We start from the raw sequence: 15869 nt of genomic DNA on the forward strand, positions 1-15869 counted from the left end.
GTTCAATGCAAAAAGGCGGTCACGTGGAAACGTGACCGCCTTTTTGCATGAATTCTGGTAGGCGCGATTGGACTCGAACCAACGACCCCCACCATGTCAAGGTGGTGCTCTAACCAGCTGAGCTACGCGCCTGTCGTTGTTGAAGGGCGCATTATACAGTCTGTCCCTGGTGTGTCAAATATTTTTTCAAGTTATTGATATCGCGAAAAACTCCAGTATGAATGATGCACTGTGCCGGGAACTGCGGGTGGATCATCCCGACATAGGGCGGCCGGGTGTGGTGCCAGAGACTGAATTCCCCGCTTGCGCGGGAATGACAGGTGACTCGTGTGGAAATGACATGGGTTTACTTCGGCTTCACCAGTTCAGCTGGCCCGCGCCCCGTTGTCCATAAAGACACGGCTGTTGAGCGGCCTCACCCAGGTGTCCGAGCCCCGGGACAAGCCCAGGGACCTGAGCCGGCTTTTGGGCAGCTCGGCGTGGATCAGGTCCTTGCCGCCCGCCACCTTGAGTTCGAGGCGGGCGGTTGGCCCGACCACCGTGATGCCTTCGATCACGGCCGCCAGTGCGCCTTGTGCGCTGCCGTCCGGCAGGATCTCGATGTCGTGGGGACGGACATAGGCCAGTCCGTGGCCTTGCGGCTGATCTTCCGGTGTTGAAGTGGGCAGGGCCAGATCGCCGATGCGGGCCTGTCCGTCCTGGACCCGGGCGTGGAACAGGTTGACCTGGCCCAGGAAGCTGAACACGAAGGGATTGGCGGGGTGATCGTAGACTTCTTCCGGCGTGCCTTCCTGTTCCACCCGGCCCTGGTTCATCACCACGATCCGGTCCGATACCTCCAGGGCCTCTTCCTGGTCATGGGTGACGAACACACTGGTGAGATGGATCTCGTCGTGGAGGCGGCGAAGCCAGCGCCGCAGTTCGGCGCGCACCTTGGCGTCCAGTGCGCCGAAGGGTTCATCCAGCAGCAGCACCTTGGGTTCCACCGCCAGGGCGCGGGCCAGGGCGATGCGCTGCCGCTGCCCGCCGGAGAGCTGGGAAGGAAGGCGGTTGGCGGTCCAGTCCAGCTGTACCAGTTCCAGCAGGCGCATGACCCGTGTACGGATCTCGGCCTTGCCGGGTCGCAGACGCCGGGGTTTGACGGTGAGGCCGTAGGCCACGTTGTCGAACACGGTCATGTGCTTGAACAGGGCGTAATGCTGGAACACGAAGCCGACGCCCCGCCGACTGACATGGACATCGGTGGCATCCTCGCCATGGAAACGGATGCGTCCCGAGTCGGGAAATTCCAGGCCGGCGATGATGCGCAGCAGGGTGGTCTTGCCGGATCCGGAGGGACCCAGCAGGGCGGTGAGCTGACCCTCGGGAAGGGACAGACTGACGTCGTCCACGGCCGTGAAATGGCCGTAGCGCTTGTTAATGTGCTCGATTTCAATGCTCATGGGCTGTCCGCGGGATGTGGTCTGTCTGAAGGTGAAAAGGGTCGGGGTCACGCTGCTGCCGGGTGGCGTTGGCGTTCATCACGCCACTCCACCAGGCTCTTCACGGCGATGGTGACGATGGCCAGTCCCGCCAGCAGGGAAGACACGGCAAAGGCGGCGGTGAACAGATACTCGTTGTAGAGCACCTCGATGTGCAGCGGCATGGTGTTGGTCTCGCCGCGGATGCGTCCGGAAACGATGGCGACGGCGCCGAATTCCCCCATGGCCCTTGCGTTACACAGGATCACCCCGTAGATCACCCCCCATTTGATGTTGGGCAGGGTGACGCGCCAGAAGGTCTGCCAGCCGTTGGCGCCCAGGGTGAGGGAGGATTCCTCCTCCTCCTTGCCCTGTTGCTGCATGAGGGGGATCAGTTCCCGGGCCACGAAAGGCATTGTGCCGAAGGCGATGACGATGATGATCCCCGGCACGGCGAAGATGATGCGCAGGTCATGTTCCGCCAGCCAGGGGCCCAGCCAGCCCTGACTGCCCAGCAGGATGACGAAGATCAGGCCCACCACCACCGGGGAGATGGCAAAGGGCAGATCGATCAGCGTGATCAGCACGGATTTGCCGCGGAACTCGAACTTGGCAATGGCCCAGGCGGCCATGACGCCGAACACCAGGTTGAGCGGCACCACGATGGCCACCACCAGCAGGGTGAGGCGGATGGCGGCCAGGGCATCCGGTTCGGTGATGGCGGCGTACCAGACCTGCAGACCCTGCTCGAAGGCGCCGTACAGCACCACGGCCAGGGGCAGGACCAGAAACAGGCCCAGAAAGGTCAGGGCGATGCCGATGAGCAGGCGGCGGATCCAGGCCGGCTCTTCCGTGGCCCGTTGCCAGGCGGGGGCCTCGGAAGACAGTGGGGGAATGGGGGAGGCAAGGGTACTCATGGGATCTCTCCGGCGGGGTCAGCGGCGGGTGTAGCGGGCGGTCCACCACTGCAGGGCATTGATCAGAAGCAGCAGTACGAAGGCGGCCAGCAGCATCACGGTGCCGATGGCGGCCGCGCCGGGATAGTCGTACTGCTCGGCCTTGGCCACGATCAGCAGCGGCGTGATCTCGGTGCGAAACGGCAGATTGCCGGCGATGAAGATCACCGAGCCGTACTCTCCCAGGGCCCGGGCGAAGGCCAGGGCAAAGCCGGTGAGCAGGGCGGGCAGCAGGGCCGGCAGGATCACCCGCCGCAGGGTGGTCAGGCGGTTTGCGCCCAGAATGGCGGAGGCCTCTTCCAGTTCCCGGTCCAGGTCTTCCAGTACCGGCTGCACGGTACGCACCACGAAGGGCAGGCCGATGTAGGTGAGGGCCACCACCACGCCCAGCTGGGTATAGGCCACGCGCAGACCCAGGATCTCCAGGTATTGCCCCACCCAGCCGGTGGAGGCGTAGAGGGTGACCAGGGCGATGCCGGCCACGGCGGTGGGCATGGCAAAGGGCAGATCCACCAAGGCGTCGATCACCCGCTTGCCGAAGAACCGGTAGCGCACCAGCACCCAGGCGACGATGGCGCCGAACACCAGGTTCAGCAGGGCGGCGATCAGCGAGGCGCCGAAGGACAGCTTGTAGGAGGCCACCACCTGGCGGTGGCTGACGGCCTGCCAGAAATCCGCCCAGCTCATCTGGGCGGTATACAGCAGGAAGGCGCCGATGGGGATCAGCAGGATCAGTCCCAGGTAAAACAGGGTGAAACCCAGGGTGATCCCGAACCCGGGAATCACGCTGGGTTGTCGCAAGGCCAGTGTCATCACTCACGCTCCATGAGATAAGGTTTGATCGGATCCCATCGCCCATCAGTGGGCCGGCCCCCGCGTGGGAGCCGGCCCGTCGGCGAACCGGTGTCAGTGGATCTCGGCCAGAATGCGGTCGAACACCCCGCCGTCGTTGAAATGGGTTTCCTGGGCATTGCGCCAGCCGCCGAACCAGTCATCCACGGTGTGCAGCTTCACTTCGGGGAAACGGTCGGAGAACTCCGCCAGAATCCCGGGATTGGAGGGGCGGTAATAGTGTTTGCCCGCCAGCCGCTGGGCCGTCTCGCCATACAGGAACTCCAGGTAGGCCTGGGCGGGTTCGCGGGTGCCCTTGCGGTCCACGTTGCGATCCACCACGGTCACCGGCGGTTCGGCCAGGATGCTCACCGATGGCACCACGATTTCGTACTGACCCCGACCCAGCTGTTCCACGGAGAGGAAGGCCTCGTTCTCCCAGGCGATGAAGACGTCGCCGATGCGCCGCTGCACGAAGGTGTTGGTGGCGCCGCGGGCCGCGGGATCCAGCACCGGCACATTGGCGTAGATGTCCCGTACGAATTCGTAGGCCTTCGCCTCATCGCCATACTTTTCCAGGGCATACCCCCAGGCCGCCAGGTAATTCCAGCGGGCGCCGCCGGAGGTTTTGGGGTTGGGGGTGATCACCTGGACGTCCTTGCGCACCAGGTCATCCCAGTCGCGGATGTTCTTGGGGTTGCCGGCCCGCACCAGCAGGACGATGGTGGAGGTATAGGGAGAACTGTTTTGCGGCAGGCGGGTTTGCCAGTCTTCGGGGATGAGTTGGGCCCGGTCGTGCAGGGCATCCACGTCGTAGGCCAGGGCCAGGGTCACCACGTCGGCATCCAGGCCGTCGATCACCGAGCGGGCCTGGGACCCGGAGCCGCCGTGGGACATGCGCACGGTGACCCGCTGACCTGTTTCGGCCTCCCAGTGGGCGGCGAAGGCGTTGTTGTATTCCCGATAGAACTCCCGGGTGGGGTCATACGAGACATTCAGCAAGGTGACGGCCTGCTGGGCCAGGGCACCTCCTGACAGCCCCAGTGCCAGGGCGGTGACGCCGGAGAGGGCGAGGCGGGAAAAACGGGATCTGGGCATGATGAAAGGACTCCGTCAGTGTTGTCATGGGTTGGGAAACATTGAATCCGTCGTCTTCCGTCATCCCTGCATCATGAGGCCGTGACGGAATTTTCAGCCTGTGCAACTGGTGGATTCCCGCTTTCGCGGGAATGACGCACAGCCGGGAACCCGCCGTGGTTGTCCTTGCTGCGGCTTACCGCTTGGGCGGGAATGACGGATTCAGGCCTCCTTGAATATTTCTTTTTTTTCTATCAATGAGAGATTTCTTGCGCTTGATTGAATATCAAAAGGCGTGCCAATTGGATAAATCTATAAATAACAATACGTTATCGCTACCAGTCAGAGGTTCGATGGAAAGAGTTGTTTTATAAAACGATTTTCTGGTGATATAAAACGCAAAAGCTTTTTATTTGGTGATAATCCTGATGGAATCCTTGTTGCTGACTGTTTGGCACGAAGTGGCCTCCCATGAACCCATCGCTCCCAGGCTGGAACGCTTGCGGGATGCCCTGCGGTTGCAAGTGCCGATGCGCCAGCTGCAGTTGTTCCAGCTTCAGGATCGGCATCGTCTTACCCAGGTGGCCTGTGCGGTCGCGGGGTCGACGAACTGCACCCCGCCGACTCTGGAAATCCCGGGGGTCGGGGAGTGGTGCCGCACCGGAGACATGCTGGATCTGAGGGGGGAGGGAAGGTCGTCTCCCATGGAACGCGTCTTCGCGGCCCTGCACGACGGGGTGGCGCTGATCTGCCCCCTGAGAATTCAGAACCAGCCCGTGGGCGTGCTGCTGGTGGTACCGGAGTCCCGGAGCGGTCTCGCCCCGGAACAGCGTGAGTGGCTGGAAGCCCTGGCCCTGCCCATGGCGGTGATCCTGGAGCGGCATCTGGAAGCCCGCGCCCGGGATGCCCTGGAGCGGGCCGTCAGGGCGGATCAGCAGGCCCTGGAACAGCGGCTGGGCGGGCGCACGGACGATGGACGTATCGTCGGGGCCGAGGGTGATTTAAGACCCGTGATGGAGCGGGTCATGCTGGTGGCGGATGCCGATCTGTCGGTTTTGTTGCTGGGCGAGACGGGGTCGGGCAAGGAGGTCATCGCCAGGGCTATTCATGAAGGTTCCCGGCGTTGCGGGGCCCCGTTTGTTCGTGTCAATTGCGGTGCGATCCCGGCGGAGCTGATCGACTCCGAACTGTTCGGCCACGAGCGCGGCAGTTTCACCGGTGCGGTATCCCGGCGGCAGGGGTGGTTCGAGCGGGCGGACGGGGGCACCCTGTTCCTGGACGAGATCGGTGAACTGACCCATGCCGCCCAGGTGAGACTGCTTCGCGTGCTACAGGAGGGGGTGATCCAGCGGGTAGGCGGTCACGACACGGTGCCGGTGGATGTGCGCATCGTGGCGGCCACGCACCGGGATCTGGCCGCCATGGTGGCGGCCGGGAGCTTCCGGGAAGATCTCTGGTATCGGGTGGCGGGTTTCCCCATCCATATTCCTCCTTTGCGCCACCGTACCAATGACCTGCCCGCCCTGGCGGAGCACATGGCCTGGCGTTCTGCCCAGCGTCTGGGGCTGCCGCTGGTACTTCCCACGGCGGAGGATCTGCGCCTGCTGGTGGCTTATGAATGGCCCGGGAACGTGCGGGAACTGGCGGCAGTGTTTGATCGCGCGGTGGTACTCGGGCAGGGCAAGCGGCTGGCCCTCGCTTCGGCTCTGGGGCAGGCCTTGCCGGGGAGGAACATGGTGGCGCCGCGTCCGACAGAATCCGGCCCGGGACCGGGCGGACAGGCATTCCTCACCCTGGAGCAGGTACAGCGAGCCCATATCGAGGCCGCCCTGGCCCGCACGCGGGGACGTATCTCCGGCCCCGCGGGGGCGGCGAACCTGTTGGGCCTCAACCCGAACACGCTACGCTCCAAGATGCGCAAGCTGAAGGTGCGCCGGGCGGAGTTCGATGGATGGGCCGATGACGGGGTATGGCGTTGAGGAAATCTTCGCAGTCCCTGTTCGGATTTGATAGAGGTGACGGCGGTAATGGAGGCAACATCACCATTATTGCCGCAACCATCACCTGCGCCGCACCAGTCGCGGCAGGAAAATCACCACCGCCAGCAGACCGCTGGCGATCAGCACGGTCTGGATAGCGCGCTCGCCGCCGGCGATTGCCTCTGCCCCGGCATGGCCGATCCACACATACGCCAGCGCCCCGGGGATCATGCAGACCAGCGTGGCCGCCACATAGTGCGTCAAAGGGATCCGGGTCAGTCCGAGCGCGTAGTTGAGCAGATTGAACGGGAACAGCGGGACCAGGCGGGTGAAGGCCACGAAGCGCCACCCCTCTTGTTCCACGCCCACCATCACGCGCTTGACCATGCCGCCCGCCTTTCCGGCCACCCAGTCGGCGGCGGCGTGCCGTGCGACCAGGAACGCCAGGGTGGCCCCGAGGGTGGCTCCCCCCAGGGCGTAGATCAGCCCGAGGACAGGACCGAAGAGCACACCGGCAGTCACCGTAAAGATCCAGGCCGGCATGAACGCCACGGCGGCCAGGGCGTAGGCAACCATGAACACCAAGGGTGCCCAGGCACCGAACGAGTCCAGTTGCTGACGTACTGACTCCACGCTGAGGGCATCCCGGTACAGCACGCCCAGGGTCACCACGGCGGCGATGAACGCCAGCAGAACCCCGCGTACCAGCCATTGCCGATTCAGGCCATTCATCATGGGCGCGATGCTCCCGTTCTCGTTCGTTGTGGCCCAGTATCCAACGGGGCCGGCGCATTGCCTGTCCGTAATATCCACATCACTGCGCTGGCAGGCGGCGATGGCCTGTGCCCATGAGGTCACGGATGGAAACTGAGGGACCCATGATGTATCTAACGAAGGCAGACATGCCCCGCGCAGGAACCTCTTCCATCCTGCCACACCGAGGTGACATCGATCATGGGAAACTGGGTGATGGCGCAGGAACCAATCATTCGACTGAGGCTCCGCCGCCGTGCCGAGGATGCACCGGCGCGTCGCGAGGATGCATCGTGACCGGGCGGGCGCTGGCCGTGATCGTGCCGGTCCTGAATGAGGCCGCCAATCTGCCGTCTCTGGCCCGAAACCTGGGTGCCGCTGTGTCACGGGAAACGGAAATCCTCCTGGTGGACGGCGGCAGCCAGGATGACACGGTAGCAGTGGCCGAGGCCCACGGACTGGCGATCATCGTCTCGGCGCCCGGGCGGGCCCGCCAGATGAATGCCGGTGCCGCGGCCACCCGGGCACCTGTCCTGTTGTTCCTGCATGCCGATACCCACCTGCCCATGGGCGCCGATGCTCGAGTACATGATGCCCTGAAGGGCCAGTCCGGCTGGGGGCGTTTCGATGTCCGTATTCGTGGGCGCAGCCGTGTGCTGCTCCCCTTGGTGGCCGCACTCATGAACCAGCGCTCGCGCCTCACCGGGATTGCCACGGGGGATCAGGCCCTGTTCATGCGGCGTGAACTCTTCGATGCGGTGGGGGGCTTTCCGGATCAGCCCTTGATGGAGGACATCGAGATCAGCCGCCGACTCGGGCGGATCACGCCTCCCTGTTGCCTGCGGGCGCTCGTGAGCACCTCGGGACGACGTTGGGAACAGAATGGGGCGTGGCGGACCATCCTCCTCATGTGGCACCTGCGTTGGCTGTACTGGCGCGGCACGCCGGCCCAGACCCTTGCACAACGCTACAACGGACAGGGGGGAGGACGAAATCCCCATGCCCCCTGAAACGCATGTCCTGATCTTTGCCAAGGCGCCCCGTGCCGGCCTGGCCAAGACCCGTCTCATCCCGGCGCTGGGCCCCGGGGGCGCGGCGGCATTGGCCGAGCGTCTCTTGCACCATGCCATCCACGAGGCCCTGGGCGCGGACCTTGGCCGAGTGACTCTCTTGAGAACCCCGGATGATGCCGATGCCTGGGCCGGGATACCGCTGCCCGCGCGCCTGGCCACCGCCCCCCAGGGAGACGGCGATCTGGGCGCGCGTCTCGCCCGGGGTGCCGCGTGGGTGCTGTCCCGCGGACAAAGGGTGATCCTCATGGGCACCGACTGTCCCGGGCTCACCCGGGATCGTCTGCGTGCGCTGGCGCTTGCCCTGATCACCCACGATGCGGTCATCGCTCCGGTGGCCGATGGCGGATATGCGGCGTTGGCCCTGAGTCGTTTTCACTCAACCCTCTTCGAGGGGATCGACTGGAGTACGCCCCGGGTGGCCCAACAGACCCGCGAACGCATTCACGCATTGGGCTGGTCTCTGAGTGAACAACCCCCATTGTGGGATATCGACGAACCCGATGATCTGCGCCATCTCCCGGAGCACTGGGAAGAATGCACGACTTGACGGCCGCATGGCCGGTGCCAAAGGAGGTTCCATGAGTGCCATTCTGCAAAACATGCAATCCACTACCTTTCCGGCCATCCAGCGGGGCCGGCTGGAAATCCTGCAGGTCAACGTGGGTTATGTCTGTAACCTGATCTGCTTTCATTGCCATGTGAATGCAGGGCCCAATCGCCGGGAGAAGATGGACCGCGCCACCGCCGATCTGGTGCTTGATTATCTTAGCGGTGCCGGGATTCGCACCCTCGACCTCACCGGCGGGGCGCCGGAGTTGAACCCCCAGTTTCGCTACCTGGTGGAGCAGGCGCGGGGGATGGGCGTGCATGTGATGGACCGTTGCAACCTTACAGTGCTGGAGCAGCCGGGGCAGGGCGATCTGGCGGCGTTTCTGGCGGCCCACCAGGTGGAGGTGGTGGCCTCCCTGCCTTGCTACACCCAGGATAATGTGGACGCCCAGCGGGGAGACGGTGTCTTCGAACAAAGCCTGGCGGGCCTGCGGCAACTGAACGCGGTGGGCTACGGACAACCCGGCAGCGAGCTGGTGCTCAACCTGGTCTATAACCCGCTGGGTGCTGACCTGCCGCCCCCGCAGGCTCGGTTGGAAGCCGACTACAAGGCCCATCTGGCTCGGGAATACGGCATCGTGTTCAACGGCTTGTTTGCCATCACCAACATGCCCATTCACCGTTTCGCCAAGCAGCTTCGCAAGCGCGGTCAGTACGAGGCGTACATGACGCTGCTCAAGGATGCCTATCGGGCGGAAAACCTGGAAAGTGTCATGTGCCGCACCCTGCTCAGCGTCGACTGGCAGGGCTACGCATACGATTGCGATTTCAATCAGATGCTGCGCCTTCCCCTGGGGGCTGGCACACGGCAGCGTACCCATCTGCGCGACTTGATCCACCGGGATCTGGAGGGCGCGCCCATCACGGTTGCCGACCATTGCTTCGGATGCACGGCCGGCCAGGGCTCCAGTTGCGGCGGGGCGCTCTGAGCCTGTCGTCAAAATGTCGAAATCAAGACTTCCATCCGGTGAGCGACATGTCTCGTATCGACCCCAAGCCGCTTTCGGCTTATCCCTGGTTCATTCGCTGGTTTCTGAGCCGTCAGCGGCGGGTGCACGGCGCTGTGCTGGCCCCATCCTGGCTATGGGGCCGTCTGCCCGGCGCCTTTATCGGCATGCTGGTGTTGCTGGCGGCGTTTCAGCGCCGGTCCTATCCGATAGATACTGCGTTGCGTTCCCTGGTCTCGATTCGCATTGCCCAGCTCAACGGCTGTCGGTTCTGCGTGGATCTCAACGGGCACAACTTCCTGAAGGCGCGCGGGGAGGAATCGAAGGCAAACGCGGTGGCGCAGTGGCGCGACAGCGAATTGTTTTCCGCTCGCGAACGGGCCGCGCTTGGCTGGGCAGAAGCGGTGACCCTGACCTGCGCCGACATCGAAAGCGACGCGGTTGACCGGCTCCGCGACGAATTCAGCGAGGACGAGATCACGGCGCTGACCGCCTGGATCGGTTTTCAGAACATGAGCGCGAAGTTCAATGCTGCGCTGGGCGCCGAGGAGCACGGCTTCTGCGCGCTACCTGGGAAGGACGATCAGCAGGACGCGTGACACGCACCCGACTTGCGTTGTGTCCCACCCGCCCGACACCGCTCAAGGCCCTGTCCTGCCATCAACGCGGGGGCGCCAGAGCATGGGGCCGTAGTAGAGCACCCAGGGGGTGATGAAGGCCAGCCAGATCAGTGCGGTGGCCAGGTTCAATGGTCCCGTGTATCCCCCCGGCAGCCAGGGCACATCGGCCGCCACACGGGTGAGGGTGGCTCCCGAGAGGGACAGGAAGCAGGCCCAGGTGAATCCGTTGACCTGAAGGGCACGTCCCGAGTGCCCCAGCGTGACCCGGGTGGCCATGCCCAGGGTCATGGTGGTGATGAAGCCCAGGGCAAGGACGTGCTGAGGTGCGTGTGCGAACCACCAGTGTCCGGTCGTCATCAGGATCAGGCTCTGCACCCCGTGCAGGAGCATGCCTGCGGCAAACCAGGCCCAGGCGATGTGCAGCACGGCCAGCAGACGGTGGGCGAGGGCGCGGCGAAAACCCCAGTGCCAGGCGTGATGCAGCGCCAGGAAAGCGAGGGCAAAGTCGGCGATGAATCGCCATTGCCAATGCCCCGTCAAGGACAGCACCACATGACCGGTCACGGCGACCGCCATCAGTGGTATCGACCAGCGTGGTTGCACCAGGGTGTAGGGGCGAAGCACGCAACTGGAGAAGAACGGGATCATCCGGTGAGCGACGATCACCAGCACCGGGATCAGGAACAACCAGAATCCGGCCTTCAGGGAGAAGGCATACCAGAAGGTGGGGGCGCCCAGGCGCCACCCCAGCCAGGCAGCCGCCCCCAGCCATCCCATCACCAGGGCTGCGTTGAGCCAGGTTTCGTAGTAACGATCGGCGGCGGGGGCGCCACGATACACCGCCCACAGCGCCGCCAGCGCCCAGGCCCAGCCGGCCAGAAACAGCAAAAGCCCCAGGGTGACCCAGATTGGCTGAGTGAACAGGCCTATGTAGAACAGCCCCATGCCGACGGTGAGGCCGACCCAGGCCGGCACATAGCGGGACCGGGGGATCTCGGTCGTGTTCATCCAGCGGGGATAGGTAGTCATGAGAAATCCGAACATGAAGAACGGAAAGACCCCATAGAGCATCAGGAATGGATGAAGGGCAAAACCCGGTATGTTCAGCGAGAGAGGAGACCATAAGGTGGTGTACCGCCCCGTCAGTTCGATGCCCCAGTAGATCACGACCAGCAGCAACTGGATCATGCCGGGAAGGAACATGAGTCGATGGGGCGTGGCGCTGTACTGATTCCAGGTCTTTGTTGCCAAGTTGAGCATAGGGGCACCGTGGGCGGGGAAATCAGAAGGGGACGGCCTGTTTGGTATGAGCCACCAGTAGCATGTAGCCGAACGCGAGGATGGCCAGCAACCAGGCGGCGGCCCGGCTGGCATCATTTCGGGCGAAGCGGAAGGCGATCATTCCCAGCACGATATACGCCAGCAGGGCGGTGAGCTTGGCCACCAGCCAGGGCTGAAGCACCACGTGCATCTGCCACACCCAGGCCAGCCAAAGCCCGGTGAGCAGAAGACAGGTGTCCACCACATGAGGGGCAACGCGCACGAAACGGTGCCTGACCCTGGGTGAGTGGCACAGGTGCAGCAGGCCGCGGACGATGAACCCGGAGATGGAGATCAGTGCCAGCGTAACGTGAAGGTGTTTGATGGTCAGGTACATGGGGGGATTGTCGCGAGTGTGCGCCCAGTGGCCCCTTGATCTTGATCAAGCGGTACCGGGTGTGGAATTTCGGAGCGTAGCAGCCGTGGAAACAACGGTAAGGATGCTGCACCCGTTCCAGATCCTGGCGCAGCCAGGCGTACTGGAAGCGGATGCGGGCATCGGGGTTGGCGTGGCGCTCGGCCGCATCAATCAGGGGCGCCAGGGCCGCCAATTCCGCGGCCAGTCGGGCCAGATGTGCCCGATACCCTATCCCCTGCACCTGATGGGCTTCGTCACCTTGTGCTGACTTGCCCGGGGACTGCGCCTTCTATGCGATTTACTCCCCCCATCCCTAGGGCTCGCCCCGGGCGATCAACAGCCAGAACAGCACCGAGGCCACCGCCGCGATCAGACGGCTGATCAGGCTTTGCTGGGCCGGATGCCGGGGCGGGGTGGTCTGCTGCCGGGTGGTGCTCATGGCTCGCCGCCTTCAGCCGGGATGGCCCGTCCAGCGATGACGGTCGTGGGGACAGCGCGGGCCCGGAAGGTTGGGGTGGCGACAATGGAAAACGGTTTTTTGGGCGGGGGGTGGTTTTTCAGAGCCCTCTGACCACGGGAGCGTGTCGTGGTCCCCCAGCGCATCCCGGCCAGGTCAGTCGTTTACTCCAGGGTGGAGGACCGGCCAAGCCGGGGGCGGGTATGGCACACTACGGACGGATCTTCACCCAGGACAGCGCATGGTCAACCACCACGACACGGGCTACAAGGAACTGTTCAGCTATCCGGAACTGGTCCGACAGCTGATGGAGGGATTTGCCCCGCCGGAGGTGTCGGCGATGATGGATTTCTCCACCCTGACGGACCACAGCGGGAACTACATCACGCCCCTGTTCAATGAAAAGTTTGAAGACAAGGTCTGGTCAGTGGAGGTGGACTGGGAGGGTGTCAGGCAGCGGGTATTTGTCTACCTGCTGCTGGAATTCCAGTCCACGGTGGATCATCGCCTGCCGATCCGGATGTTGCATTACGTGGCCTGCTTCTACGACCACCTGATCAAGACGAAGGTCACGACGGCCCGCAAGGGGATGCCGCCGATCTTTCCGGTGGTACTGTACAACGGCTCGAAGCGCTGGACGGCGCGGGAGGACATCTACCGAATGGTCCGGCCGGAACCGCCGGTGTTCCTGCGGGTCTATCAGCCGCACCTGCGCTACTATCTGGTGAACGAATCGGCCTTCACCGAGGGCGAACTGGCGGAGCGGGATACGCCGCTGAGCGGGATTTTCGAGGTGGAGAAGGCGTCGAAGGACGTGGAGGCCCTGCAAGGTGCGGTGAAACGTCTGGCGGCCCGCATCCGGGCACACCCGGAAAAAGCCCGGCTGGACGAAGTGATCACCCGCTGGCTCAAGCGTCACCTCAGGCGGCTGGGTACCGAGGCGGAGCAGGCGCTGGAACAGATCAACAGTTTGGTGGAGGACCATGCAATGCTGGCGGAAAATCTTCAGACGTGGGCGGAAAAGGAGCGGCAGAAGGGACGACAGGAAGGACGACAGGAAGGGCGGCTGGAAGGGCGGCAGGAAGGACGGCAGGAGGGCGAGGAGATTGGCCTGCAGAAAGGCCAGCGCCTGGCGGCCATCAACCTGCTCAAGCTGGGTTTGTTGACCGACGAGCAGATTGCCCAGACCACGGGTCTGTCCCTGACCGAGGTGATTGCCCTGCGCTCGGGTCAGGCTCACTGAAACGGCGCGAGACTTTTTTCGGGATTCGTCACGGCGTTTCCGGGCTTCCTTCAGGGAAGTCTCGGGGTAAGCCCCAAGGGATACCGGCTGTCAAAGGATCTCATGGGTTTTCACGGGACGAGCGGAAACAAAAAAGCCCCCGTTTTTTGCCCCTTGAACGGGGGATTGAACCCAGGACCCCCGCATATTCAGGGCTGATTTTCACCTGCCCCCGTCGGCATGACCAGGGGGGGAGTCGTATTTCTTGAGCATGGATGGACTGGCTAGAAAGGCCCTTTCGGACTCGACTCTGGGTCTGATCCGATTCTGTGGAATCACCAGTGTCATCGTGTAGGCATGGCATTGTGACGGGTCCGGCCAATGGATTCCAGGTGCAATCGGGCTGGCCATCGGCTTGCCGTCACCAGTCAGGCACACGAAGGTGGAGATGCATGCAGATGAGGGTTTGCCGCAGGCAGCGCTTCCGCGTGGGGAAATAGTATGCGCGGGTTGGGTAGAAGGATCCCCTTGACCACCGACTGGCGGCGCGCCCCTCGGACCAGATACCGATGAACATTGGTGCCATCCGTCTGTTTCTGGTGCAGCTTGAGCTTGATGAAGCGTTTTTGCACATACTCCCAGCCAGGGTGATCCGGATGGCGGGCGGCGTAGTCCTTGAACACGGCCGGACTGACGAGCAACACACCTTCCGATACCACATGAATACGAGCGTTGGGTGTATTGACGTCCAGATGACGGGCCGACACCTCCTGCCGCAGCCATTGCAGGAACTGCTGGCCGGGGTCGGTGGAAGGTGCTTGAGGAAGGTTAAAGCCCTGCGCTGTCTCTGGGGGCTGCGCAGTAAGTATCAATCCATCATGGGCCTGGGCGTGCCCCGGATCTTCCGGCGGTCTCTCATCGGTTTCTTCCTGACCCATGATGATGGTGTCCGCGCTCATCCGAGGGGCGGTGATATCAGGCTCTGGATGCTGTTCTGAGCAGGTATCCGGTGTTGAAGGTTCGATAGGCGTCAAGGTGCCATCAAACGGATCCGGTCTGCTGCCTGGGTCGGGCCATATCTTCCGGGCGGGAATACGGATCAGGGTCAGATCATGTGACCCAGTGCGCGATAAGCCCCGCCGTTCAGTGCGGGGAAGGATACGGCCACCTTGGGCGGATATTCCACCAGTAGATGCACATGATCGTCCTCGCCGTCCATCTCGATCCGTTGTGCCTCGAAGTCGGCGCAGACCTTGGCGAAGATCGTGCGCAGCCGGTTGATGGCGTCGGCATCGAATACCTTGCGACGATATTTCGCCACAAAGATCAAATGAACGTGCATCTTGAAAACGCAATGCCGACCGTGCCGAATATCGTTTTTTTTGCTCATAGACCAAACTATGCTATCTGCATGCAACAACTCCAGGCCTTCAAGTTTGAGCTACGCCCCGACGGCCAGCAGGAACGGCAAATGCGCTGTTTTGCTAGCTCGTGCCGGTTCGTGTTCAACAAGGCGTTGGCGTTGCAGAAGGAACGTTACGAGCAAGGCGAGAAGAAGCTCGGCTATGCCGGACTGTGCAAGCTGCTCACCGAGTGGCGCAATGGGCCGGAAACGCGGTGGCTGGCCGATGCGCCGACGCACCCACTTCAACAGACACTCAAGGACTTGGAGCGCGCCTACGCCAACTTCTTCGCCAAGCGTGCGGACTTCCCGCGCTTCAAGAAGAAAGACCAGTCCGACAGCTTCCGCTACCCCGATCCGAAACAGATCAAACTCGACCGAGGCAACAGCCGCATCTTTCTGCCCAAGCTCGGTTGGCTGCGCTATTGCAACAGCCGCGAGGTGTTGGGAATGGTAAAGAACATCACCGTAAGCCAGTCCAATGGCAAGTGGTTCGTGAGTATCCAGACAGGGCGCGAGGTCGAGCCGTCCATCCCGCAAGGCGGTGCAATCTGAAGTGGTCCAATTGTAGCGGACACCCCGTTAAGCCCTCGTAGGCTATGCATTGGAGGTGTTCATGAGCAAGAAGGCACGACGTCGATACACGGCGGAATTCAAGGCTGAGGCAGTGGCGTTGGTTGAGCGCCAGGGGTATGGGGTGGCCGAAGCTGCCCGGTCTCTGGGAATCAATCGCAGCCTGTTGGATCGGTGGTTGCGCAAGGAACGTGAGCGGCAATCTCCCCAGCATGACCAACAGGAGGACCAG

General features: G+C 63.1%; 17 protein-coding genes, 1 tRNA gene and 2 pseudogenes. 8 read left to right on the top strand and 12 right to left on the bottom strand.

Features of this window, described 5'->3' with window-relative positions:
* Positions 1-55: 55 nt before the first annotated feature.
* The 5 genes from CKO35_RS12270 to CKO35_RS12290 all read right to left on the bottom strand — a co-directional run bounded on the left by CKO35_RS12270 (position 56) and on the right by CKO35_RS12290 (position 4345).
* A tRNA-Val gene (locus CKO35_RS12270) sits at positions 56-132 on the bottom strand.
* Positions 133-365: 233 nt separating this feature from the next.
* A complete protein-coding gene (locus tag CKO35_RS12275) occupies positions 366-1442 on the bottom strand; it encodes a sulfate/molybdate ABC transporter ATP-binding protein (protein WP_200176440.1) in 1077 nt (358 codons plus the stop codon).
* Positions 1443-1489: 47 nt separating this feature from the next.
* Positions 1490-2377 carry a sulfate ABC transporter permease subunit CysW gene (gene cysW, locus CKO35_RS12280; protein WP_200176441.1) on the bottom strand — a complete coding sequence of 296 codons (888 nt, stop codon included), beginning with the start codon at positions 2375-2377 and terminating at the stop codon, positions 1490-1492.
* A gap of 18 nt (positions 2378-2395) precedes the next feature.
* Positions 2396-3229: a sulfate ABC transporter permease subunit CysT gene (gene cysT / locus CKO35_RS12285; protein WP_200176442.1), complete on the bottom strand. Its 834-nt coding sequence runs from the start codon at positions 3227-3229 to the stop codon at positions 2396-2398.
* A gap of 93 nt (positions 3230-3322) precedes the next feature.
* The gene (locus CKO35_RS12290) at positions 3323-4345 is read right to left on the bottom strand and encodes a sulfate ABC transporter substrate-binding protein (RefSeq protein ID WP_200176443.1); all 1023 of its coding nucleotides are present in this window, start codon (positions 4343-4345) and stop codon (positions 3323-3325) included.
* Between the two features lie 407 nt (positions 4346-4752).
* Between CKO35_RS12290 and CKO35_RS12295 the strand changes: the two genes are divergently transcribed.
* The gene (locus CKO35_RS12295) at positions 4753-6303 is read left to right on the top strand and encodes a sigma-54 interaction domain-containing protein (RefSeq protein ID WP_242467174.1); all 1551 of its coding nucleotides are present in this window, start codon (positions 4753-4755) and stop codon (positions 6301-6303) included.
* Between the two features lie 81 nt (positions 6304-6384).
* Here CKO35_RS12295 and CKO35_RS12300 read toward each other — a convergent pair whose 3' ends face one another.
* A complete protein-coding gene (locus CKO35_RS12300) occupies positions 6385-7161 on the bottom strand; it encodes a TVP38/TMEM64 family protein (protein WP_338031794.1) in 777 nt (258 codons plus the stop codon).
* A gap of 188 nt (positions 7162-7349) precedes the next feature.
* On the opposite strand from CKO35_RS12300, the gene CKO35_RS12305 reads away from it, so the two are divergent.
* Genes CKO35_RS12305 through CKO35_RS12320 form a run of 4 tightly spaced genes read left to right on the top strand, consistent with a single transcriptional unit; the run spans position 7350 to position 10284 of the window.
* A complete protein-coding gene (locus CKO35_RS12305; RefSeq protein WP_338031795.1) occupies positions 7350-8066 on the top strand; it encodes a TIGR04283 family arsenosugar biosynthesis glycosyltransferase in 717 nt (238 codons plus the stop codon).
* On the top strand, positions 8056-8676 hold the full coding sequence (locus CKO35_RS12310) for a TIGR04282 family arsenosugar biosynthesis glycosyltransferase (RefSeq protein ID WP_200176444.1): 621 nt from the start codon (positions 8056-8058) through the stop codon (positions 8674-8676). Before CKO35_RS12305 ends, CKO35_RS12310 begins: the two co-directional genes overlap by 11 nt.
* A 31-nt stretch (positions 8677-8707) precedes the next feature.
* Positions 8708-9667 carry an arsenosugar biosynthesis radical SAM (seleno)protein ArsS gene (gene arsS / locus CKO35_RS12315; protein ID WP_200176445.1) on the top strand — a complete coding sequence of 320 codons (960 nt, stop codon included), beginning with the start codon at positions 8708-8710 and terminating at the stop codon, positions 9665-9667.
* A 47-nt stretch (positions 9668-9714) separates the two neighbouring features.
* A complete protein-coding gene (locus CKO35_RS12320) occupies positions 9715-10284 on the top strand; it encodes a carboxymuconolactone decarboxylase family protein (RefSeq protein WP_200176446.1) in 570 nt (189 codons plus the stop codon).
* 42 nt (positions 10285-10326) lie between these two features.
* Here CKO35_RS12320 and CKO35_RS12325 read toward each other — a convergent pair whose 3' ends face one another.
* The 4 genes and pseudogenes from CKO35_RS12325 to CKO35_RS18250 all read right to left on the bottom strand — a co-directional run bounded on the left by CKO35_RS12325 (position 10327) and on the right by CKO35_RS18250 (position 12422).
* A complete protein-coding gene (locus CKO35_RS12325) occupies positions 10327-11556 on the bottom strand; it encodes an NnrS family protein (RefSeq protein WP_200176447.1) in 1230 nt (409 codons plus the stop codon).
* A 31-nt stretch (positions 11557-11587) separates the two neighbouring features.
* Positions 11588-11962 (bottom strand): SirB2 family protein, encoded by a 375-nt coding sequence (locus tag CKO35_RS12330; protein ID WP_200176448.1) that lies wholly within the window; start codon positions 11960-11962, stop codon positions 11588-11590.
* A 166-nt stretch (positions 11963-12128) separates the two neighbouring features.
* Positions 12129-12224 (bottom strand): annotated as a pseudogene (locus tag CKO35_RS18365) (hypothetical protein); the annotation flags it as partial.
* Between the two features lie 72 nt (positions 12225-12296).
* Positions 12297-12422, bottom strand: a complete 126-nt coding sequence (locus CKO35_RS18250; protein WP_274600843.1) for a hypothetical protein — start codon at positions 12420-12422, stop codon at positions 12297-12299.
* 259 nt (positions 12423-12681) lie between these two features.
* Here CKO35_RS18250 and CKO35_RS12340 point away from each other — a divergent pair, with 259 nt between their 5' ends.
* The gene (locus tag CKO35_RS12340; RefSeq protein ID WP_200176449.1) at positions 12682-13683 is read left to right on the top strand and encodes an Rpn family recombination-promoting nuclease/putative transposase; all 1002 of its coding nucleotides are present in this window, start codon (positions 12682-12684) and stop codon (positions 13681-13683) included.
* A gap of 407 nt (positions 13684-14090) precedes the next feature.
* On the opposite strand, the gene CKO35_RS12345 is transcribed toward CKO35_RS12340, so the two are convergent.
* Together CKO35_RS12345 and tnpA are read right to left on the bottom strand one after the other, a co-directional pair.
* The gene (locus CKO35_RS12345; protein WP_200176450.1) at positions 14091-14696 is read right to left on the bottom strand and encodes a conjugal transfer nickase/helicase domain-containing protein; all 606 of its coding nucleotides are present in this window, start codon (positions 14694-14696) and stop codon (positions 14091-14093) included.
* Positions 14697-14818: 122 nt separating this feature from the next.
* Positions 14819-15052: pseudogene (gene tnpA / locus CKO35_RS12350) on the bottom strand (IS200/IS605 family transposase); the annotation flags it as partial.
* Positions 15053-15073: 21 nt separating this feature from the next.
* Between tnpA and CKO35_RS12355 the strand changes: the two are divergent.
* Positions 15074-15619 carry an RNA-guided endonuclease InsQ/TnpB family protein gene (locus CKO35_RS12355; RefSeq protein ID WP_200176451.1) on the top strand — a complete coding sequence of 182 codons (546 nt, stop codon included), beginning with the start codon at positions 15074-15076 and terminating at the stop codon, positions 15617-15619.
* A gap of 61 nt (positions 15620-15680) precedes the next feature.
* Positions 15681-15869 (top strand): transposase (locus CKO35_RS12360; protein ID WP_200173378.1); only part of this gene is annotated, 189 nt, incomplete at its 3' end.

It is taken from the genome of Ectothiorhodospira shaposhnikovii (assembly GCF_016584105.1).
Taxonomy (GTDB): domain Bacteria; phylum Pseudomonadota; class Gammaproteobacteria; order Ectothiorhodospirales; family Ectothiorhodospiraceae; genus Ectothiorhodospira; species Ectothiorhodospira shaposhnikovii.